The sequence below is a fragment of the Deltaproteobacteria bacterium CG11_big_fil_rev_8_21_14_0_20_49_13 genome (genome assembly GCA_002796305.1).
In the GTDB taxonomy this organism is placed as follows: Bacteria; UBA10199; UBA10199.
This window is the reverse complement of record PCWZ01000082.1, coordinates 34,545-55,290: the sequence shown is the minus strand read 5'-3', so window position 1 is coordinate 55,290 and position 20,746 is coordinate 34,545. Positions and strand designations below refer to the sequence as shown.

Below are 20,746 nucleotides of genomic sequence, written 5' to 3'. Positions count from 1 at the left end.
AAAAATATATGGGGTAAGCACGAAAAGGCTTAATGAACAGGTAAAGCGAAATTTAGAACGCTTTCCCAAAGATTTTATGCTTGCTCCACATTGACAAATACTTTTAATTGACAACATAGTCGTCATATATTATGATATATGACGACAAGTGAGGCGTTATGTATATACCCAGAATACTGCAACTGTCAGATATTATTAAAGAAAAATCTTATTTTCTCTTTGGCCCAAGGCAAACGGGTAAAAGCTCTTTAATAAAAGAGACCCTTTCGAAATACACTTTATATAACCTTTTAGACAGTCACACTCTTCTTTCTTTGAGCAGGTCCCCCGAAAGGCTGGGACAGGAGCTGGGCGAAAATAAGGTCGTTATTATAGATGAGATACAAAAACTGCCGTCACTTCTAAACGAGGTCCATAGATTAATAGAAGAGAAAGGCGTTAATTTCCTGCTGACAGGTTCCAGCGCCAGAAAATTAAGAAGAGGCGGGGCGAACCTTTTGGGCGGAAGGGCAAGGTCAAGGCATCTGCATCCTTTCATTTGGGCAGAGCTTAAAGAGAGGTTCAACCTCAAAAAGGCCCTCGATACGGGCACCATACCGTCCATTTATTTTTCAAATAGCCCGCACGAGGACCTTGAAAGTTACACGGGTGATTATTTAAAAGAGGAAATAGCGTCCGAAGGGCTTGTGAGGAATATCCCCTCGTTCAGCCGATTCTTGGAAGTGGCAGCTTTAAGCAACGGTAAAATGATAAACTTCACAGAGATAGGTAGCGATGCGCAAGTGGCAAGAACGACCGTTCAGGAGTATTACCAAATATTGAAGGACACATTAATAGCCGATGAAGTGAAGGTGTGGAAGAAGAACAGGACCAGAAAGACCTTTTCAACCGCTAAATTCTATTTTTTTGATATCGGCGTGGCAAGGTACCTGCAACATCGCAAGGGGCTTCAATCGGGTTCTCCTGAATATGGGGATGCATTCGAATCTTACATGTTCCATGAGCTGAAGAGCTTTGTGGATTACAATAAGCTGGGCGATATCAGTTACTGGCGCACCATTTCAGGATTTGAGGTCGATTTCGTGCTTGACGATATCGCCGCCATCGAAGTCAAGGCAAAGAGCGTCATCTCCAAGAGAGATCTCAAAGGGCTCATGGCTTTAAAAGAGGAGAGCTCTCTAAAACATTTCATCCTTGTTTCGTTTGAAGAAAGGCCTAGGCAAGTTGACGGCGTAACTATTCTGCCATGGAACATATTTTTAGAAAAATTATGGGGTCGCGAATTTTGCTAACCCTGGCAAACCGATGAAGATCTGTTTAATACCGCAGGTGTCCATAAACGCGGCATATCCAAGATACAGCCTGCCATATGTTCCGCTTGGCCTCCTCTCCATCGCCGGGATGTTTTCGCCGCAGGAGCATAAAATAGAGGTCATAGACCTCACCCTTCTTGTAAGGAACGGTTCTATCAAATACGGGCGTGACTTCGAAAAGACCGCCGCCAGGCTCATCCATTCAAAAAAATGCGACCTCGTCGGTTTCTCTACATTTTCGGCATGTTTTCACCACACCCTTAAGATCGCAACAGAGCTTAAAAAAATCTCACCCGAAACCACAATCGTCTTCGGCGGTCCGCAGGCCACGTTCTGTGCGAACGATATACTAAAAAATTTCCCGGTGGATATAATCGTAAGGGGCGAAGGGGAGACGACATTCAAGGAACTGACCGGCGCCCTGGAAACCGGCTCTTCCCTCGCAAATATCCAGGGAATATCCTACCGTAATGGCAAAAATATAATAGTGAACCCCGGCCGCCCTCTCATCGAAGACATCAACACCCTCCCCCTTCCGGCTTACCACCTCTACCCCGTCTACCCAAACACAAAGGTACCGATAGAAATGACCCGCGGCTGCCCTTTCCACTGCACATATTGTGCCACCGCAAGATATTGGGGGAAAAGGACAAGGAGAAAGAGCGTCGAAAGGGCCTTTCTTGAAATGAGGTTCTTAAGTAATATTTTCAACACCTCTACCATAGTCTTTGTAGACGACACATTTATAACGAACCGCGCGCAGGTGATCGAACTCTGCCATAAGCTCATAAAGGAAAAGAACGAGATCAAATGGCGCTGCAGCACCAGAATAAACACGGTGAACAAAGAACTGCTCAAACTAATGTCAAAGGCCGGATGCACCGGCATATTTTACGGGATAGAATCGGGCTCCCCAAAGATACAAAGGAGCATAAAGAAGGATATAGACCTTAAATGCGTGACCAGAACGCTAAAGGCCACCGCGGCAGAAAAAATAGGTCTAACCGCCTCGTTCATCATTGGTTTCCCCGAAGAGACCATCGAAGAGATCAAAATGACCCTGCGACTTCAGGATGAGATAAAAAAAGCGTTCTCAGATAAGCAAAGCATCCGGTTCCACATACTTTCCTGCGACGTCAACACCGAACTTTCGGAAACATACAAGAAGGACCTTCTCTACGACGGCTTTCATTCAGATCAGGCGGGCGGCATATACCTCTCGTTCGACAAAAGAATGCTTCTTAGATACAAAGAGATGTTCCTTGGCTGTTATTATATAAGGGCCAAACATGTAAAAAGGGAAATGCTGAAATACCTCTATCATTTCCTCTTTGACGGGTTCATGATGGCCTACTGGTCCTCTCTTTATGTATCGCTCGCAAAGAATGACCCTCTCCATCTCTTCATGAAATGGCACAAAGCGCCAACGCCCGTCAAAAGCCGCCCAGAAAGTGAAAACCTTGTCAAACAGATATATTCCTTCTTCGCCTCGTTCTTTAACGGACCCGACATCCCCCTGCCTGTTCGGGAGCTCTACAGACATGAAACAGAAATTTCTCCCATAAAAAAGACGGGCGGATTCGATACTTACACCGTCACATATCAATACGACCCGGAAATCACGATCGAGGCCATAAGAAAAGGCGCAAAGGACCTGCAAAGGCTGCCCAAAAGTCCCGTCATGTACAGATATTCGGTTATTCCCGCGGAAGGAGAGCTGCCTTCAACAGGTTATGTCAGGGTTCGAACTTCCTGAGCTTTTTAAGCTCCCTCCTCACCTCATCCGAGGAAGACGATATATCACCGGCCTTTAACGTGCGAAGGTAAACGTTGTAGGTAGCACATATCTCTTCCTTTGAAAGGATCGGTGACGTCATCTTGAGCACGCGCCTTATCCTTTTGGGGTCAAGATAGAAATCTCTAAAACCCTTTCTGACCATCGCCTCGAACTCCTGCGGCTTCACACCGGCGCCCACGGTAGAGGTATATTCCGTATACATGTCGGTCGTCCCCGTAGCGGACCTTCTGCCGGCCTCTACCATGTCGTAGAGCCGCGTCCCCTCCTGGGGGATCACCTTGAACATCTGCATGGAATGGTGCCTTAGCCTCAGGTTGTAATCAACGGTCATCTGCATCTCTTCCCTTGTCTCGGTCGGGAACCCAAGCATGTTATAGGTGTTGGTCAGTATCCCTGCATCGGCCGTGAAGTTTATCGCCTCGGCCGCCTTTTTAAGGTCCAGGTTCTTTGAGATAAGTTTTTGTATCCTTGGAGAGCCGCTCTCTACCGCGTAAAAAACGTAACAGGCACCCGCCTTTATCATGGCGTCTAAAAGCTCTTTTTTCATTATGTCCGCCCGGAGGCCGCCCATGTAATAGAACCTTAAATCCGCCTTGAGCGCCTTTATTCTTTTGGAAAGCTCGATCCCGCGCCTCACGTCCAGATTGAAAATGTCGTCCCACACATGAAACTCCCTGATGCCGTATCGCTTATAATAATATGAAAGTTCGTCGAACGTGCGTTTGACCGACATGAACCTCGTCCTCTTGCCAAAGATGTTGTGGCAATAGGCGCATTTGTAAGGGCACCCTCTTGAATTGAACGTAAGCATCCATGGAACGCCAAAGTAGCGAAAGACCGGCGGCGACTGGCCGGAGTAACCCATAACATCTATGAGATCGACGGCCGGAAAAGGGAGCGAATCGATATTCTCTATTAACTTCATCTGCGGGTTTACAATGACGCCCTTCCCGCTCCTGCAGGCGGTGCCGTCTATCCCTTTAAATCCCTTTTTCTTAAGCGCCCTCTTTATTATCTCCTCGAAAGAAAGTTCGCCCTCTCCAAAAGCCACAATGTCAATATTCTTGTCTCCCGCCGCGCGTTTTGTGGACGCCGAGGCGTAAGGACCGCCCAAGGCAACTACGCACTTCTTGTCCTTTTTCTTGATGAGCCCGGCCACCTTGTGGATCTCGTCGGCATAGAAGGAGAAACCGCTTAAACCCACGACATCTGGCGATATCCCGTCAAGACGCTCCAGAAGCTCTTCGGAAGTTATCCTCTGCTGAAGCATGTCGATGACAGAAATCTCGACCTTTTTCCCGAACTTCTCCCTTGCGTAGGCGGCGAGCGCCAGAATCCCCAGCGGATAAGGCGAATAGATGGGCTTTCGGCTCCTCTTGATCGTTTCTATAAATCCCTTCGCCTCGGGCGCGGGACCGTCCGCAAAATTTCCGATGGTATTATAAAGGACGTGATAGAGCTTCTCAAAGTCGGCCACCTGAACAAGTGCGATCTTTAGAGGCATGTTATTATCATTACTATAATTTTAGTTTGTTGTCCATCTTAGTTAGTGGTAGAATCGAGGCCCGTTCATCCTGAGCGTGTCGAAGGATGATAACATTTATGGACCTTCTCAAGAAAAAAACCAAAGGCCTCTGTAGCGAATGTTACAGGATAGTGAGCGCGCAGGTAGTTGCAAAGAACGGGAAGGCCGTCATCCTAAAAAAGTGCCCTAAGCACGGAATAACCGAAGGGATCCTTGAAAAGGACCTTAACTTCTTTAAGAGGGTCATTAAGGGAAGATATAAAAAAGAGCCATATCCACCCTCGCAAAGAATGCTGATGATAAATATCGCTCACGAATGCAACCTGAACTGCCGCCTCTGCTACCTTACGGAAAGGGACAAGAGGCTCAACTTTAAGTTGAACGATGTCAAGGAGCTCATAAGGACCTATCCGGGACACACCATAATATTCTCCGGAGGCGAACCCACTCTACACGAAAAGCTTCCCGAGATGATAAGTTACGCCGCCTTGAGAAACAAGATGACCGCTGTCGTGACCAACGGGGTACGACTCTCTAACCATTCTTATGTCAGGTCCCTTAAGAACGCCGGTCTTTCCTACCTTAATTTTTCCATGAACGGGTTCACCGACAGGGTCTTTAAGAAGATAGAGAACGCAAGGCTTCTCAAAATAAAACTAAAAGCACTTGCCAACGTCAAAGAATACGGCATCAGAACACAGCTCTCTTTCACCATGGCCAAGGGGATAAACGAGGACCAGTTCGGAAGGATCATGAACTATGCCCTGAACAATAACGACTTTATCTTTCAGGTCAGGGCACGCGTTGCAACCGGCATAGGAAGGAATATCGGCGAAAAGAACATATTCCTCTCCGATTTCATCAAGCGGCTGGCGGCAGAGGCCAGGATACCTTACGAGATCATACTTGATCACTGGCTCTCAAAGAACGCCTTTCCCAACGCCTACTATTTCAATATTGAATATTTTGGGTTCCTTATGGACCCCGTCATATCGCAAAAGCTTGGACTAAAGAGCGAGCCTTGCATGATGGAGAGATACCTCTCCAAATATGTCGGAAAGCCCAACGCCTCAAGGCTTGTCTCGTTCGACCCGCGGGACCCAAGACGGCCTGTCTTTGCGCTCGTCCTCTTTTCATGGCCGGACAGTCACAACATTGACTACGAAGAGATAAGAGGGCTCAATCTCGATACGGTAACAAGGGACAAAAAGATAGTCCCCTACTGGGACGGTATCATAAGGAACGAACGTTACAATTTTCTATGAATCGGGTCTTTTTGGTGCTACAAAAGGAGCCAATATGGCAGGCAGAAAGATAAACATAATAGACGTAACGGTAAGGGACGGCTCCTACGCCGTGGCGTTCAAGTTCACGGCAGGGAACGTCAAGGACATTGTAAAAAAGCTGCAAAAGATAGGCGTTGAATGGGTCGAAATAGGCCACGGCGTCGGCTTCGGCGCCGGCAAGGCGGGAATGCCCTGCGAGACCTCGGACGAAGAACAGATCAAGGCGGCAAGGGCGGCCCTCAAAGGGGCCAAGAAACCTCTGAAGCTCGGCGTGATAGGAAGTCCTCCCATATTCAGGTTAGAGGACCTGAAGCTGGTGGCAAAGCAGCTCGATTTTGTAAGGCTCGCCTGCAACGTGGTATTTCCCGAAACGCTCAAATACCTGATCCCCGCATGCAAAAAAATGGGGCTCAAGGTCTTTGCGCAGATAATGCGCTCGACAAGTATCGCTCCAAAAAGCGTCTCCGTTGCCGCAAAAAAGCTCGCGGAGTACGGCGCCGACGTTATATATGTGGTCGACACCGCGGGCTGTCTGGTGCCTTCCCTCGTTCCGGAATATATCGGCTACGCCAAAGAGGCGTCTAAAAGACCGGTCGGTTTTCACGCGCACAACAACTTAGGACTTGCTGTAGCTAACACCCTGGCCGCCATCGAATCCGGGGCCGACTTTGTGGACGCAAGCCTTCACGGTGTGGGGCGCGGAAGCGGCAACGTCCCTCTGGAGATCCTTGCCCTCCTCCTTAAAAAAGCTGGTTACAAATGTCCTTTCAACGAAAGGGTCCTTCTTGACGCCGCCGACGAAATATATCTAAAGCTCCTTCAATATTTCCCCGACGCACCCGCAAGCGAGGCGTACCTTGCCTACAAAGAAAGGGATTTCTTTCCGTTCACGCTGCTTGAGATAATAGCGAAGGAGATAAAGGTCCCCATGTACGACATAATCGACCAGCTGGCAAAGTTTCCCGCCGGCAGGGACATCACGCTGGACCAGGTGGGGGATATTCTCGCAAAACTGGGACACGACGAGAACGACGTGTTCAAGAGGATAGGTCTTCTTCCGCCAATTTAACGGGTATGTCTTCCGGCCCTATAAGACCTCTAAACATCGACATCTTCTTTGGGTCCATCACTACCCGCTTGAATATCTCCTTGAAACGCTCCACATATTCAAGGAATTTTTCGTAAGGCATGTGCTCATTGACATAGACGTACCTGTCGGGATCGAAAAAATTGAGAAGTGAATAATCCTTCAGAAGCTCCCAGTTCATTTCGTTGTAGACCAGTTTCTTTTTGACCGCCTTTTTCCAGAACGGGGTCCCGGGCCGGACAATGTAAGGATTTATCTCGATCTCGAACATCTTCTTTTCGTTCTTTTCTATGAACTTGAGCGTCTTTATAAGGTCCTTCTCTGTTTCGGTGGGCGACCCGATAATGAAGAGACATCCCGTGTAAAATCCTTCAGTATGAAGCATATCAACTACGCGCTGGTTGTGCGCAGGAGCTGAACAGGTCCCTTTGAGCGCCTTTGCCACCTTAGATGACCCCGATTCTATCCCTAGCGAAACGAACCTTACGTTCCCTTTAAGAAGAAGCGCCGCAGTCTCCTTATCGATAAGATCGGCCCTTGAAAAACAACTGAAGGTGATCCTTTTGTTCAACCCTTCCGAATCTATCATCTCCACTATCTTTTTTACGCGTTTCTTATCCAGGATAAAAATATCGTCGAAGAACTTAATATGTCTGGATCCGTAGAGCTCCCGGATGAGCCTTATCTCCTGAAGCACCCTTTCGGGCGAATGAAGCCTTACCGAACCCCATTGAACGGGGCTCGAGCAGAACGAACATTTGTATGGGCATCCCCGCGAGGTCATTACATAAGGAAGTCCCGGCCGCTCCACCCATCTCTTCCAGTCGGGCAACGGGAGCGAATCGAGGCATTTGATCATCCTGCGCGAAGGGGTAAATGCGAGAGAATCGCCGCTCCAGCGGACAAGGCCGTCCACTTTGCTCAAATCAGGATACCGGCTTAATATCTCCGAAAAGGTCTCTTCTCCCTCGCCTATTATCCCTGCGCTGAAGACCCTGTCCAAAGACTCCGGCAGGGCGCTTATGTGCGTGCCTCCTATAACGATAGGAACGTTGAGCTCCATCTTTATCTCTTTCGCCATATTTATGGCGCGCCCGTAGTTCTCGGTCACCGATGAGATGCCCACGATATCGGGCCTTAGCCTGAATATAGATCCCAGACTATCCACTATATGGACATCCACCTTGGTCTTGACACTTGCGGCGATGTTCAAAAGGCCAAGGTTCACGGCTATCCGGCTGTAGGGGTTCTCCGGGTCAAGCGCTGTGATGAGTGCGGCCTTTTTTATGGTCATAGAATGTTCTTAAGCGGCCTTTTTGCGATATATCTCTTCAGGTTCTCTTCAAAGATAGCGAACATGAGAGGCCAGGCATTATACAATAAAGGCGAGGCGTGTGGAAATGTTTTAACGCCTTTGATCTTTGTGACATCTTGTGGCCACAGGCTGTCTAAAAGCGCGAATTTCATTTTTTTGCCTCTGACCGCATTAATAAGCGCCCGTTTATTTATGACCGCGGGCCTGGAAGAGCTCATTATAATGACACCCTTCTTCATAAGACCGAAATCCTTCGCCCCGATCATCCCATCGGTCTTTTTGGTAAGGGGAACGGCGACAAATACAACATCCGACCCCTTAAGGACCTCCCTGTGATCGTCCACACGCCCCGCCATGAACACCTTCATCCCGCGCTTTTTCGCCTCCCTTGCCAGTTCCTGCCCTATCCCGCCGAAACCTATTATCCCGGCCCTCTTCCCTTTCACCACTTTAAGGTGCGAGAAGAACTCTGCTGCTATATATTTCCCCCAGACGCCGCGGGAATTGGTAACGACCGCCCTTTTGAAGAGCTCCTTTGGAAGGATATCTTCATATTGCACCCCTGCGGTATGGAACCATTTGAGCCTTGTCGCCTTAGCAACCGAATGGGCGCCCATGGTCCAGCCGAATATTATATCGGCGTCTTTAATATTTTTGAGGTCCTTCAAAAAAACGATGGAGGGAAATCTTTTTTTGAGCCCTGCGACGAGAGACCCGGGAACCGGCCACTCCGGCTTTGATATCTCAAGCGTTATTAATACCTTAGGTGGCAACATCTACGGCCTTTCTTACCCCTTGAAAGGGCCGTTTTCAAGAGAATTAGGGGGATGAAAAAAATATTTCTAATTTTAGCAACTTTAGGGTATAGTGCCACCGATAATAATAACGGAGGATAAGATACTTTATGGTAGTAGCCATAGCCAGCCTAACATTCTCTGCTTGGCAATATACCGACACAAAGGAGAGGACCGAAAAACAGCAGGCTAAGCAGGAGCTCTCGCTTAACAATCAAAAAGAGCGCGAGAGAATGGCGGCCAACTCGCAGATAAGACAGTCGGCGCTCATGGCCGGCAGGAGCCAGCTTGCGCTGATAAAGGCAAAAAGAAGGATGATGATAACGACCCAGAATTCCTATGCCATAGGAAATCCGGTACAATCGCAGTCCAGCTCGGGGAGCTCTCCACTTGGCTCGGGCAGCGGCAGCAACAGCGGCAGCGGAACCGGCGGAAAGGCCTAAAAACCTGTAATTAAACCCACAGGATTTCTTTCGTAACCCATCCAAAACAGTAATCGCTTGACTATAAGAATGTCGCATTATAGTTTTGGCGCGGCTTATGGGCTTTAATTGCGGCATAGTCGGACTACCGAACGTTGGAAAATCCACGATATTCAATTCCCTGACCGCGGCGCATGTCCTTGCCGAAAATTATCCATTCTGCACGAAGGACCATAATGAAGGAATGGTCCAGGTTCCTGACAAACGTCTGAATGATATAGCCGACAAATTCAAACCGGAGCGAACGGTGCCAACGACCGTTGAATTCGTCGATATCGCGGGACTTGTCAAGAACGCCCACTCAGGCGAAGGTCTTGGAAATAAGTTCTTAGGCTTCATTCGAGAGGTATATTCGTATGACGAGCTGACGAAAATGGGCGACGAACACGCGATCCACGCCGCCGGCAGGATCCGCAGCGAAGGACGCGACTACGTGATCAAAGACGGCGATATAATCCACTTCAAGTTCAACGTTTAATCTATTCTTTTCACAACCTCGCTCAGCGGTCTTCTTCTGGGAGGCCGGGGATCGTCGGCGGCATATCCTATCGGAAGCATCGCTAGAGGACGAATGCCTTCTTCCAATTTAAGGATATTGGAGACGCGACCTTCGTCGAAGGCCCCTATCCAGCAGGCGGCAAGGCCAAGGTCCGTGACCGCCAAGAGGATGTTCTCTATCGCGGCGGCGGTGTCCTGAATTGCGAAGGTCTCGCTACCGCGGCTTCCGTATGAATGGGCAATCTGCGCAAGATCGGCGCATACAACAATAAGGACCGGCGCATCATTTAAGAACGGCTGGTGCCCTGCCCTAATAGCTAGCTGGTCCTTAACTTCAGGATTTCTCACAACAAAGAAACGCCAGCACTGCATGTTGCCGGCAGATGGCGCCCAGATGGCGGCCTCTAAGATCTTATCCGTCTGCTCCTCTGAAACGGGTCTCTTTGGATCGAACTTTCTTACCGATCTTCTCTTCTTCACCAGTGCCCAAAAATCCATGTTATATCTCCCTCTCGTCATCCTGGGCGCAGCGAAGAATCTTTCGCAGCCAAACGAACGAGTCCCTTCGGGCTTCGGCATCAGAATGACATTACTATTGTCACTTTTTTACTAATACTATATAAGTGGGTGTGTCAATATGATTAAGCCAGGGACATTGCAAAAAGACGACCTTATAGCCGTCGCGGCTCCTGCAAGCCCGTTCGCCAGAGCCGAGTTCGTATTCGCGGTAAAAAAACTCCGCGCGCTCGGTTTTAAGGTGACTTTCCGTAAAGACATCTTCGCCAAGGACCGCTACCTTGCAGGAACGGACGAACGCCGCGCAGATGAGATCAATAGTTTCTTTGCCGAATCTGCCGTCAAAGCAATATGTTTTGCCAGAGGCGGCTACGGTACTCAGAGAATATTGCCGCTCCTTGACATCGAGACCATCAAGGCAAATCCAAAGATAGTCTTCGGCTACAGTGACATAACCGCCCTTCACATCTATTTATATCATCATGGGATCGGCGGCTCGTTTTACGGCCCAACCATTGCAAGACATCTGAAACATGCGCCGCAAAAGACCATTGATATACTTTTTGGGCTTCTTAGTTCTGCCTCCCCTGCCGGCAGACTCCCCGTGAACGGCGCCAAGGCGTTCAAAAAGGGGACGGCGGAAGGCACACTTATCGGCGGTTGCTTAAGCCTTGTCACTACATCTATTGGAACGCCCTACGAGCTCCCCACCGACGATGCGATATTATTTTTGGAAGACGTGGGAGAACCGGTTTATGTTTATGACCGGATGCTCACACATCTAAAGGCGGCGGGACTATTGCGTAATGTAAAGGGAATAGTGTTCGGGACGCTGGGTCTAAAGCTCAATAAGAACGAAAAGACCGCGTGGCTAAAAAAGACGCTAGACACCACGCTCGGCGATTTTCCAGGACCTATAGTCACGAATTTTCCCACAGGACATCTTGATCTTAAGAGTTTATTCGTAACGCTTCCGCTGGGTGTAAAAGCGCGGCTAAGGACAGAGCCTCTGGAGCTCGAAATTGTGGAATCTGCATTGTCATTCTGAGCGAGCCTGGGGTGACCGAAGAATCCCGATAACACACTGGATAAACGGGATCCTTCCCCCTCGACAGGTTCGGGGTCAGGATGACAGGAAATACCATGACTCGACAAGTTCAAAATGCGATGAATGAGGCGGTGGACAGCGGGGTCTTTCCGTCCGCGCAGCTGCTTGTCGTAAAGAATGGAAGAACTCTTCTTCACGAGGCCTACGGCAACGCAACACTTGAGGCCATCTTCGATATCGCTTCTCTCACGAAACCGATCTCTACAACCACGCTCCTCATGCAAATGGTTACGGACGACAAGATAAGACTCGATGAAGGGGTGCAGGCCTTTCTACCGCAATGCCAGTGCGATACAAAGAGGCCGATAACTATAAAAGAGCTTCTGTCCCACTCGTCAGGCCTTCCCGCATGGGAACCATATTACCAGACGGTGCCTGCAGATAACATAGGAACACCATCGGGTAAGCTTCAAATAATAGATGAATGTTGCAGAGAACCGCTTGAGTACGTCCCGGGAACGGGGAGTATATATTCAGACATCGGCTTTATCCTGCTCGGCGAAATGATAGAGAAATTGTGCAAGAAGACGCTCGACAAACTATTCCTTGAAAAAATAGCCAAACCTCTCGGCCTTGCAAACACGTTCTTCGTCCCTTTGAAACCGATAACCGATAACCGATCACAGATAACAGAGTTTGCCCCCACCGAAGACTGCCCATGGCGCCACAAGGTGATGAAAGGCGAGGTTCACGACCAGAATTGTTACGCCATGGGAGGCGTTGCAGGACATGCCGGACTCTTTTCTACAACGACCGATATAGGCAAATTCATCCCGGCACTTGTTAAAAGTTACAAAGAGACATGCGCTTTTTCCGAAAAGTGCGTCTCCCAGGAAGTCGTACAGAGATTTCTGCCGTTCCACCAGACGCTTTTCGATTCAACGTGGCTACTTGGATGGGACACCCCCTCCCAGCACACGAATTCGCAGGCCGGTTCCCACTTCTCCAAAAGGTCGATAGGACACTTGGGTTACACCGGCTGTTCCATGTGGATAGATCTGGAAAAGGATTTCTGGGTAGTTCTGCTTTCAAACCGCATTCACCCAACCACCACCAACGAAAAGATCAAGTCGTTCAGGCCCTACCTTCACAACTTGATCTTTGAATCGCTTATTGTTTAAATGTAGCTTGCGGCTCTTTTGGTGTAACCCATTGCAAGGGTTGGTATCATTGTTACTTCTTCGGTTGTTAACTGGCGCTTAATCTTGGCGGGAAATCCTATCACAAGCGAGCGCGGTGGAATCTCCTGATCCTCGGTAACAAGCGCACCCGCACCGATTATGCAATCGTCCCCAACTTTTGCGCCGTTCATAACTATTGACCCCATTCCAATTAGACATCTGCTCCCAATGTGAGCCCCATGGATTATCACGCGGTGACCTACTACGCAGTCATCGCCTATCTGCACATCGTGCCTTTCGTCCACATGAAGCACGGAGAGGTCTTGGATGTTCGTTCTGCCCCCTATCTTTATAGAGTTGTCATCGCCCCTTATCACGGCGCCGAACCAGACCGAGCTCCTTTCTCCCATCTCCACTTTTCCTATTACGCTCGCGTTCCCGGCTATAAAGACCTCTTTTTCCATTTTTGGCTCGTTTCCTGCGTGTTTTATTAACATTGTTGCCTCCACAAGTTGATTTAGACAGAAAGTTATTGTAAATATTGATTTATTTTGGCAATTTAGCTATTAACAGAAAGGTTTTTTCGTGACAACTAAAAAGATACACATGATAGGCATTTGCGGAACCGGTATGGGTTCGCTTGCCGTGCTTCTAAAGAAGGCAAAGTTTGAAGTGACCGGCTCGGATCAGGATATCTATCCTCCCATGTCGGTTGAGCTGGAGAAGAACGAAATTCCGGTTTTCAAAGGATACAGCGCCGAGAACATTAAAAAGGCCGCCCCCGACATGGTCGTCATCGGCAACGTTATTTCAAAAGGGAATCCCGAGGCCGATGAGGTGATAAATGAAGGCATCAGATATCTCTCGATGCCCGAGGCCCTTACCCTATTCTTCATAATGGAGAGACGCTCCATAGTGGTTGCCGGCACGCACGGGAAAACCACGACCTCCACTCTTTGTGCATGGCTCCTTGAAGCGCTCGGGTACAGCCCCGGCTTCATGATAGGAGGGGTCGGGAACAATCTTAAGACCAGCGCGAAGATAGGCAAGCCTCCATATTTCGTGGTCGAAGGAGATGAATACGACACCGCTTTCTTTGACAAGGGACCCAAGTTCTTACATTACCGTGCAAGCAACGTTATCTTAGGGCCGGTCGAGTTTGACCATGCGGATATCTACAGGGACCTTTCTCATGTAATGAGCTCTTTTGAAAAATTGGTCGAAAGAATACCCGGCGACGGACTTCTTGTAGCGTGCGCGGACAGCGAAAACACAGTAAAACTTTCAAAAAAGGCCAAATGCAAGGTGGTGATGTACGGAGCAAAGAAGAATGACGGGTACTATCCAACAGATGTAAAGGTGTCGCCTGAAGGGACCGAATTCATATTATGGAAAGGCGTGCCCCGGGCGGAGTCGAGGGGTGGTTCAAAAGCATGTCAAAGGTCGTTCAAAAGTAGTCAGTACGGCGACCACAATTTGCAGAACACGGTAGGAGTTCTTGCACTCCTCATGGAGCTTGGCGATGATCCGGTAAAATTAGGAGATATCCTCCCACTGTTCGAAGGAATAAAGCGCCGTCAGGAGATAAAAGGCGTTGCCGGAGGAGTTACGGTCATCGACGACTTCGCGCACCATCCAACCGCCATTCGTGAGACCATTCACGCAATGAAACTCCGATATCCGTCATCAAGGCTTATATCTATTTTTGAACCCCGCTCCAACACCAGCAAACGAAACACCTTTCAGAAAGAATTTCCTGCGGCATTTAAAGAATCGGACATGTCTGTGATCGCCGGGCTCTTTAAACCCGAAAAAGTACCCGAAAAAGAGCGCCTTGATGTTAACGGGATCATCTCCGAGATCAACGCCAAGGGCGGAACCGCTTACACCTTTGAAAATACCGATAAGATAATTGAATTTGTGGCCAAGACCGCCCGGAACGGCGACGTTGTGCTTTTGATGTCCAACGGCGGCTTCGATAATATACACGAAAAGATCCTGAAAAGGCTTAAATGAAGAAAAGACACGCCAGTTTTCTAGCCCTGCTTGTGGCACTTACGTTCGTTTTTGCCATTCTTTCCGCTATCTACTACACTATAAACTCGCCCGCCGTTCAAAACGCTCTCCTTGGCGTCATCAACAAGAGTCATTTTCAGATAAAGGTGTCGAACCTTAAGTTCGACGTCCTTAGAAACCGCGTAGTTCTGGGAGCATTCTCCTACGAGAACGAAAAGAGCAAGATAAGGGTCTCCACAGACAGGATAGAACTTAGGTACAGCCCCATTAATTTTCTACGCGGAAAGCTCATTATCAATAAGCTTTCGGTCGACGGGCTTGATGCGTTCTTCCCGGAGATATCAGGTAAAAAAGAGAAGGCAGGCGACATAAGCATCGAAAAACTCTTTATCCTCCGGAACCTGATAATTGAGAACGGAGAGATAACGGGCACACGTCTTAACTTTGCCGACAGGAACATCCTTCTTTCCGACTCTCTTAATTTCGAGTTCAGGCCAAGGCTGACAGGCGATGTCGGTATAGCGGTGAATCTCCAGGGCATCGAATTTAAAAAAGATGACGGGAGCTACTCGGCAGGGAACGTTTCTATTGTCGGAAAGACATCTCTGGGCGACTGGACCAACGCGCCTCCTTATGTCAATTCTATACGCGGCCGGCTTAATATCGCCGACCTTGTTCTCACCAACGCCACAATAAACAACCTCTCTGCCAACCTTGAAGTTAAAGATAAGAATTTTAAGCTCTCGGACTTTCAGATAAAGAGCGGCGGCAAAACGCTCAAGGGCGCTTTTGAGTTTAACCTCGCAACCGAAAAATATAAGGCCGAGCTTAAGATACCCGAGCCCATGCCGTTCCCAAGACTTGGAACCTATAATCCCTTAATTGATACCTCGGGGCATATTCAAGGAGAGGTGACCGCCAATGGGGTCGGCCTCGACATAGCAAAGACAACCGGCTCGGCAAAGATAGATCTTACGCACATCAAAGAACCATTAGACCCCGTCAATATCAGGTCTGAAATAACGTGGAAGAACGGTGTTGCAAATCTTGAAAACACGCTCGTAAAGATAAAGGAAGGAGAGATCGCGGTTAAGGGGGGCGTGAACATCCCCGGTAAGAAGATCGATATAACCTGCGAAGCGAAGGAAGCCCCCCTGGCAGCCGTGTTCGGCAGGTTCGGCGATGAGAAATTTCATCCTATATTTGGCACAGCCAACGCCAACGCCACCATAAACGGCTGGGCAAAGAACTTTAAGGTGGTCGGCGATGCCTATACAACAGGTGTAAGCGGATACTACAAGATAGAGACAGATCGCGCGCACGCAAAGATAGAGGCCTCTTACCACGAGCTGACGCTCATAGGAGAGCTCGAGCAGAGCGGCAAAAGGACCGGCGATATCACGCTCAAAATAAAATATGGGGCCAAGGTAGGGAACGAACCGCGTCCCAAGAACCTTCACATTGACGCCAAGGCGTATGATAATGACCTCTCAAAAAGCTTCAGGGAATATGGCATTCATGGCATGGGAAGCGGACATCTTGTGCTGGACGGACCCCAGAGGACATATAAGGGCAAACTTGATATAGAGGCGAGCGACGGCTCGGTGGCGGGTGTCAGTTTTCAAAAACTTACGGCCGCCTCCAACATGGGATTTAAAAAGATAAAGATAACGGATGCCGAGATACTCATACCGAACATGGAACCGGTGCTATTCTCATCGCCTGTAAACATGGATTTTGAGACCGGCGGATTTCGGGCCTACGGAAAGCCTCTCCCTGACCTCTCTTTCGATATAAACTACAAGAGCCGCAACCTAAGCTGGCAGATAAAGAACATCAACTATGGCGCGGCGAAAATAGCCGGCACTTACGTTCCAAAGGGGAATAGCGATATCACTCTTTCGGGATCGATAGATGCCCAGAAGCTCTCTGTGTTCAGGGAGTACCTGCGCGAAGCCGAAGGGCCGATAGAAGGCTCTCTTAAAATATCAGGGCCAACTTCAAATCCTTCTATTAACGGAAGGCTCACCTTCGGCGACACCTACATCTATTCGCGAATTCTTCAAAGGCGCCTTGAACACGTAAAGGGGAGCGTGAAGTTCGAAGGCCATACACTGCGAACCGACGACCTTAAAGGGCTCGTTGACGACGGAGAATTCGCCGTTAGTGGCTACGTTTCGCACGAGAACCTCGCCCCATCAAAGTTCGACGTCTCATGTGATTGTGAGAGCCTAAGATATGTAAATCCCGAACGGACCTTAAAAGTAGAATTCGCCTCCGACGCCAAGTGGGCCGGCACGAAGAGCAGTTCCATCATTTCAGGCGATGTGAACATAATCGATACGCGGTACACTAAGAATTTCGTGATATTAGAGGGATTGAAAAAATCATCGATACCGGAGAAGAAAAAAGGGACACCTCTGGGTAAAACGGTCCGCCTAGACCTTAAGATAAAGAACTCTGGCGACGTGAGGATAAAGAACAACATCGGCGACATATGGCTAAAGGTGGATATCGATGCAAAGGGGACGGTTGAAAAACCGATAATAACCGGGATAATTGAGACCCCCGAAGGGAAGGTCCATTATCTAGGCAAGGACTTCACGATCACAAAGGGTTTTGTTGAGTTCCGCGACCCCTATACAAACCCATATATCGAGATAACCGCCGAACATGAAGTTCCAAGCATTCCCGACCTTGTCATAACTATCACGATCCACGGAAGGGTCGATAATCTGGCGCTCGACCTCTCGGCAACGAAGGCGATGGACCAGAGAGACATTGTATCACTTCTCCTGTTCGGTGTGACAGAACAGGAGATACGCGATTCACAGACGTCTTCCGGATTTGGACAATCGATGGCCGCAAGCCAGATCTCACACATGCTGGAAAGCCCCGTGACAAAGTTCACAAAACTCGATACGTTCAGGCTGGAAGCTGGCGACACGCCCGGTAAACAGGGCTCCTCGTCATCCGGCAATCTTCAGATATCCAAGCTCTATCTTGGAAAACAGTTAAGCGACAGGATGCTCTTTGAGTTCTACACCAACATAAACGCTCAGGACTCGCAACAAAACGTGAGGGCGAACTATCTATTGACCGACTATCTGATGCTCAACGGCGAATCTTCCACAGGGCAGCAATACAAGTTCAGCCTTTCATTGAGGTTCAACGAAAGATGAGAATTCGCGCTATCATAGCAATGATGTTCGTAAGCGCTTCGTTGCAGGCTGCGCCCATCAAGGCCATCAATATAAACATAACCGATAGTTCGGCAGGAAAGACAACAGAGGCACAGATAAGGAACATGCTTCCTATAAATATTGGCGATGAGTTCTCTCCTCAAAAACTGGACGAATCGATCGACTACCTGCGCAAATGGGGAGTATTTGAAACGATAAACGTCGACACGATGACTGCGGCTGACGGCGGCATGGAGATAAACCTCTTCCTTAAGGAGGCTATCCTTATCGGTGATATTGACATCCAGGGGAACTATCCATTCATTGAGAAGAGGGTAAAGAAGTATCTGACGATCCGCCCCGGCGATATGTACACGAACGACCGGATCGAGGGACAGGTTCCAAAGCTCGCGGCGTTCTACGATCGTGAGGGTTTTTACAATACAAAGATAACGGCCGATGAGGGCTGGAACGAATACAGCAAGGACGTCGACGTGATCTACAAGATCAAACGCGGCTCTATTTTAAGATACAGGGAGATAAACATCAACGGCATGCGCGCATTTCCAAAAGGACGGCTTGTCTCTGTTATAAATCCATTGTTTAGATACAACGCCCGCGATTTCAATGAGGCGATAAGAAAGACCGAAGGATATTATCACAAACACGGTTATCCAAGGGCCAATATAAAGATCGCAAAACGTGCAATAGACCTCGATGCCGGAAGGATCGATGTGGACATAGAGGTAACCGAAGGCCCGAAGGTCTGCGTTAATTTCACAGGCAATAAAAAGATCTCTTCGGGAAAATTAAGAAAGGCAGTGACGATATTCGAAGAGGGGAGCTTTGACGAATTTGAGATAGATGCAAGCAAAAAATCCATCATGAATTATTATCACAGGAATGGGTTTGATGACGCAACGGCAGGATCCTCAAGAAGAACGGAAAAGGACGGCACGATAATAATAACCTTCAATATTGTTGAGGGGCCCAAAATCAAGATAGTCGGGCTTAAATTCGAAGGGAACAACAATATCTCGACCGGCAAGTTGAAACACGAGATGAAGTCGCGCGAGCTTTCTCTTACGAATAAAGGGATATACAACGAAATGGTGATGGCAGACGACCTTGAACGAATGAAGCTCTACTATGATAAAGAGGGCTACGTGAACACCGTGATAGGAAAGCCCCGGATAACAGAGGTAAAAGAAGGGGTGGATATAACCATCCCCATAGATGAGGACGGAAGGACGATAGTTAAGCATACGAACTTCTACGGCAACAACGTCCACAAGAAGAGAGTTCTTTTGAAAAGACTCAAGAATAGAAAAAACAAACCTTTCAACCCTCTTGAAATGGAGAACGATAAGAAATCGCTCCTGGAGTTCTACGCCGACACGGGTTATCCTTATGCCACGATAACACAGTCGGCCGATCTTGACGGACTTTCGGCCGTTATCAATTATGACATCAACGAAGGTCCGCTGGTAAAGATAGGCGAGGTGCTGGCGGTGGGCAACTCTCTTACAGCAACAGCATCCATCAAAAAGTCGATGTCGATACACGAAGGCGAACCCTACAGTTATAAGAAGATAGTCGACTCAAAGTTGGGACTAAGGCGCATGGGCGCCTTTAACAGCGTCAACATCGAGCCTGTCGGTCTTAGCGAAATGGCGGATATAGTCCATCTTAAGGTGAGCGTAGAAGAGCAGAAACCTTTCATAATGAACGTGGAGCTAGGATACTCGACCGATCAACTCTTCACAGGTTCGCTGATATTTACGAACCTCAACACCTTCGGCTACGCAAAGAGGAGCAACCTAGCGCTCACGGGTGGTAAAAGGCTCTCCAGAGGCGAGATGTCGTGGACAGACCCAAGATTTTTGGGAAGCGACTTTGAACTCACCACATCAACATGGCTTCAGTATCAGGATAACCTTGTCTATACCTACCTTCAGGGCGGAGGCGGGTTCGGATTCTTCAGAAGATATCACAGGACCGGCGTCCTAGCCAAATGGGAGTTGCAGAGGAACTATTTTATAAAGGGGTCTTCGACGGCGGCAGATGCCGATTCTCTCCGTAACAACACGGTATCGAACGTTTCTCTCTCCGTTAGCTGGGACACAAGGAACAACTTTGCAGAACCTACAAGAGGCATATATACGATGGCCGGTGTGGGTTTTTATAACGAGATCGAAGGTGTCGGGGCTAACTTCACCAAACTAACATGGGCGCTTGCACAATATTACGGATTCCTGAAATATTTCATTCTCTCGAACAACTTCAGGGTCGGGCGCATCGAAACGCTAGGCCACAATATCTCCGTCCCTTCTAACCAACTCTTCCTGATGGGCGGCGATAATACGATCAGGGGCTATTCGTTCGCATCATTAGGCCCTGTGAACACGGCCGGAAACCCCACCGGTGGAAGGAGTAGGTGGATATATAACACCGAGCTTTCAACAAAGATCTACGGCAACTTCAGGCTGGCGGGCTTCTATGACATGGGCGCCCTTTTCGACGAGTTCAATCAGACAGGCTGGTACAACACTCGGCGCGCGGCCGGCGGAGGCCTCCGTTATACAACCCCGGTCGGTCCAATGCGCGTCGACTACGGTGTTGCGCTTGACAGGAGAGCCGGCGAACCCTTCGGCCGCTTCCACTTCACCTTCGGCTACATATTTTAATCAAAAATGAACGCTATA

17 protein-coding genes are annotated in these 20,746 nt (G+C 48.7%); 12 read left to right on the top strand and 5 right to left on the bottom strand.

Annotation, left to right across the window (positions count from 1 at the left end):
• The first annotated feature begins 4 nt into the window (after positions 1-4).
• The 3 genes from COV46_08195 (at position 5) to COV46_08185 (ending at position 3,069) form a co-directional block, all read left to right on the top strand.
• On the top strand, positions 5-94 hold the full coding sequence (locus tag COV46_08195; protein ID PIR16528.1) for a hypothetical protein: 90 nt from the start codon (positions 5-7) through the stop codon (positions 92-94).
• Positions 95-158: 64 nt separating this feature from the next.
• Entirely contained in the window at positions 159-1,292 is a 1,134-nt protein-coding gene (locus COV46_08190; protein PIR16506.1) for an ATPase, read from the top strand.
• A gap of 13 nt (positions 1,293-1,305) precedes the next feature.
• On the top strand, positions 1,306-3,069 hold the full coding sequence (locus COV46_08185) for a hypothetical protein (protein PIR16505.1): 1,764 nt from the start codon (positions 1,306-1,308) through the stop codon (positions 3,067-3,069).
• Here the strand turns inward: COV46_08185 and COV46_08180 are convergent.
• Positions 3,050-4,615, bottom strand: a complete 1,566-nt coding sequence (locus COV46_08180) for a hypothetical protein (protein ID PIR16504.1) — start codon at positions 4,613-4,615, stop codon at positions 3,050-3,052. The two genes, COV46_08185 and COV46_08180, sit on opposite strands and share 20 nt — an antisense overlap.
• Positions 4,616-4,701: 86 nt before the next feature.
• Here COV46_08180 and COV46_08175 point away from each other — a divergent pair, with 86 nt between their 5' ends.
• Positions 4,702-5,901 carry a hypothetical protein gene (locus COV46_08175; protein PIR16503.1) on the top strand — a complete coding sequence of 400 codons (1,200 nt, stop codon included), beginning with the start codon at positions 4,702-4,704 and terminating at the stop codon, positions 5,899-5,901.
• A gap of 34 nt (positions 5,902-5,935) precedes the next feature.
• Positions 5,936-6,991, top strand: coding sequence for a 4-hydroxy-2-oxovalerate aldolase (locus tag COV46_08170; GenBank protein ID PIR16502.1), 1,056 nt, complete (start codon positions 5,936-5,938; stop codon positions 6,989-6,991).
• On the opposite strand, the gene COV46_08165 is transcribed toward COV46_08170, so the two are convergent.
• The gene (locus tag COV46_08165) at positions 6,960-8,303 is read right to left on the bottom strand and encodes a hypothetical protein (GenBank protein PIR16501.1); all 1,344 of its coding nucleotides are present in this window, start codon (positions 8,301-8,303) and stop codon (positions 6,960-6,962) included. The two genes, COV46_08170 and COV46_08165, sit on opposite strands and share 32 nt — an antisense overlap.
• Entirely contained in the window at positions 8,300-9,100 is an 801-nt protein-coding gene (locus COV46_08160; protein ID PIR16500.1) for a hypothetical protein, read from the bottom strand. The genes COV46_08165 and COV46_08160 overlap by 4 nt, the downstream gene beginning before the upstream one ends.
• A gap of 128 nt (positions 9,101-9,228) precedes the next feature.
• Between COV46_08160 and COV46_08155 the strand changes: the two genes are divergently transcribed.
• Together COV46_08155 and COV46_08150 are read left to right on the top strand one after the other, a co-directional pair.
• Positions 9,229-9,561: a hypothetical protein gene (locus tag COV46_08155; protein ID PIR16499.1), complete on the top strand. Its 333-nt coding sequence runs from the start codon at positions 9,229-9,231 to the stop codon at positions 9,559-9,561.
• A 97-nt stretch (positions 9,562-9,658) separates the two neighbouring features.
• Positions 9,659-10,078: a hypothetical protein gene (locus tag COV46_08150; GenBank protein PIR16498.1), complete on the top strand. Its 420-nt coding sequence runs from the start codon at positions 9,659-9,661 to the stop codon at positions 10,076-10,078.
• Here the strand turns inward: COV46_08150 and COV46_08145 are convergent.
• Positions 10,075-10,596, bottom strand: coding sequence for a hypothetical protein (locus tag COV46_08145; GenBank protein ID PIR16527.1), 522 nt, complete (start codon positions 10,594-10,596; stop codon positions 10,075-10,077). The two genes, COV46_08150 and COV46_08145, sit on opposite strands and share 4 nt — an antisense overlap.
• 139 nt (positions 10,597-10,735) lie before the next feature.
• On the opposite strand from COV46_08145, the gene COV46_08140 reads away from it, so the two are divergent.
• Both COV46_08140 and COV46_08135 read left to right on the top strand, forming a co-directional pair.
• A complete protein-coding gene (locus COV46_08140) occupies positions 10,736-11,662 on the top strand; it encodes an LD-carboxypeptidase (protein PIR16497.1) in 927 nt (308 codons plus the stop codon).
• Positions 11,663-11,742: 80 nt separating this feature from the next.
• Complete coding sequence (locus COV46_08135) at positions 11,743-12,843, top strand: serine hydrolase (protein ID PIR16496.1); 1,101 nt, start codon at positions 11,743-11,745, stop codon at positions 12,841-12,843.
• Here the strand turns inward: COV46_08135 and COV46_08130 are convergent.
• Positions 12,840-13,340 carry a gamma carbonic anhydrase family protein gene (locus COV46_08130; protein PIR16495.1) on the bottom strand — a complete coding sequence of 167 codons (501 nt, stop codon included), beginning with the start codon at positions 13,338-13,340 and terminating at the stop codon, positions 12,840-12,842. The two genes, COV46_08135 and COV46_08130, sit on opposite strands and share 4 nt — an antisense overlap.
• Before the next feature lie 109 nt (positions 13,341-13,449).
• On the opposite strand from COV46_08130, the gene mpl reads away from it, so the two are divergent.
• From mpl to bamA, 3 genes are read left to right on the top strand one after another with little or no spacing between them, the layout of a single operon-like run.
• Positions 13,450-14,859 carry a UDP-N-acetylmuramate:L-alanyl-gamma-D-glutamyl-meso-diaminopimelate ligase gene (mpl, locus tag COV46_08125; GenBank protein ID PIR16494.1) on the top strand — a complete coding sequence of 470 codons (1,410 nt, stop codon included), beginning with the start codon at positions 13,450-13,452 and terminating at the stop codon, positions 14,857-14,859.
• Positions 14,856-18,041 carry a hypothetical protein gene (locus COV46_08120; GenBank protein PIR16493.1) on the top strand — a complete coding sequence of 1,062 codons (3,186 nt, stop codon included), beginning with the start codon at positions 14,856-14,858 and terminating at the stop codon, positions 18,039-18,041. Before mpl ends, COV46_08120 begins: the two co-directional genes overlap by 4 nt.
• Positions 18,038-20,728, top strand: coding sequence for an outer membrane protein assembly factor BamA (bamA, locus tag COV46_08115; protein ID PIR16492.1), 2,691 nt, complete (start codon positions 18,038-18,040; stop codon positions 20,726-20,728). Before COV46_08120 ends, bamA begins: the two co-directional genes overlap by 4 nt.
• The last annotated feature ends 18 nt before the right edge of the window (positions 20,729-20,746 follow it).

What these genes read in the sequence shown, in the direction of transcription:
- COV46_08180 (PIR16504.1), bottom strand. Translation starts at nt 4,615, where the DNA reads ATGCCTCTAAAGATCGCACTTGTTCAGGTGGCCGACTTTGAGAAGCTC.
- COV46_08190 (PIR16506.1), top strand. Translation starts at nt 159, where the DNA reads ATGTATATACCCAGAATACTGCAACTGTCAGATATTATTAAAGAAAAA.
- COV46_08170 (PIR16502.1), top strand. Translation starts at nt 5,936, where the DNA reads ATGGCAGGCAGAAAGATAAACATAATAGACGTAACGGTAAGGGACGGC.
- COV46_08155 (PIR16499.1), top strand. Translation starts at nt 9,229, where the DNA reads ATGGTAGTAGCCATAGCCAGCCTAACATTCTCTGCTTGGCAATATACC.
- COV46_08145 (PIR16527.1), bottom strand. Translation starts at nt 10,596, where the DNA reads ATGGATTTTTGGGCACTGGTGAAGAAGAGAAGATCGGTAAGAAAGTTC.
- mpl (PIR16494.1), top strand. Translation starts at nt 13,450, where the DNA reads ATGATAGGCATTTGCGGAACCGGTATGGGTTCGCTTGCCGTGCTTCTA.
- COV46_08130 (PIR16495.1), bottom strand. Translation starts at nt 13,340, where the DNA reads ATGTTAATAAAACACGCAGGAAACGAGCCAAAAATGGAAAAAGAGGTC.
- COV46_08165 (PIR16501.1), bottom strand. Translation starts at nt 8,303, where the DNA reads ATGACCATAAAAAAGGCCGCACTCATCACAGCGCTTGACCCGGAGAAC.
- bamA (PIR16492.1), top strand. Translation starts at nt 18,038, where the DNA reads ATGAGAATTCGCGCTATCATAGCAATGATGTTCGTAAGCGCTTCGTTG.
- COV46_08135 (PIR16496.1), top strand. Translation starts at nt 11,743, where the DNA reads ATGACAGGAAATACCATGACTCGACAAGTTCAAAATGCGATGAATGAG.
- COV46_08175 (PIR16503.1), top strand. Translation starts at nt 4,702, where the DNA reads ATGATAACATTTATGGACCTTCTCAAGAAAAAAACCAAAGGCCTCTGT.
- COV46_08160 (PIR16500.1), bottom strand. Translation starts at nt 9,100, where the DNA reads ATGTTGCCACCTAAGGTATTAATAACGCTTGAGATATCAAAGCCGGAG.
- COV46_08120 (PIR16493.1), top strand. Translation starts at nt 14,856, where the DNA reads ATGAAGAAAAGACACGCCAGTTTTCTAGCCCTGCTTGTGGCACTTACG.
- COV46_08185 (PIR16505.1), top strand. Translation starts at nt 1,306, where the DNA reads ATGAAGATCTGTTTAATACCGCAGGTGTCCATAAACGCGGCATATCCA.
- COV46_08140 (PIR16497.1), top strand. Translation starts at nt 10,736, where the DNA reads ATGATTAAGCCAGGGACATTGCAAAAAGACGACCTTATAGCCGTCGCG.
- COV46_08150 (PIR16498.1), top strand. Translation starts at nt 9,659, where the DNA reads ATGGGCTTTAATTGCGGCATAGTCGGACTACCGAACGTTGGAAAATCC.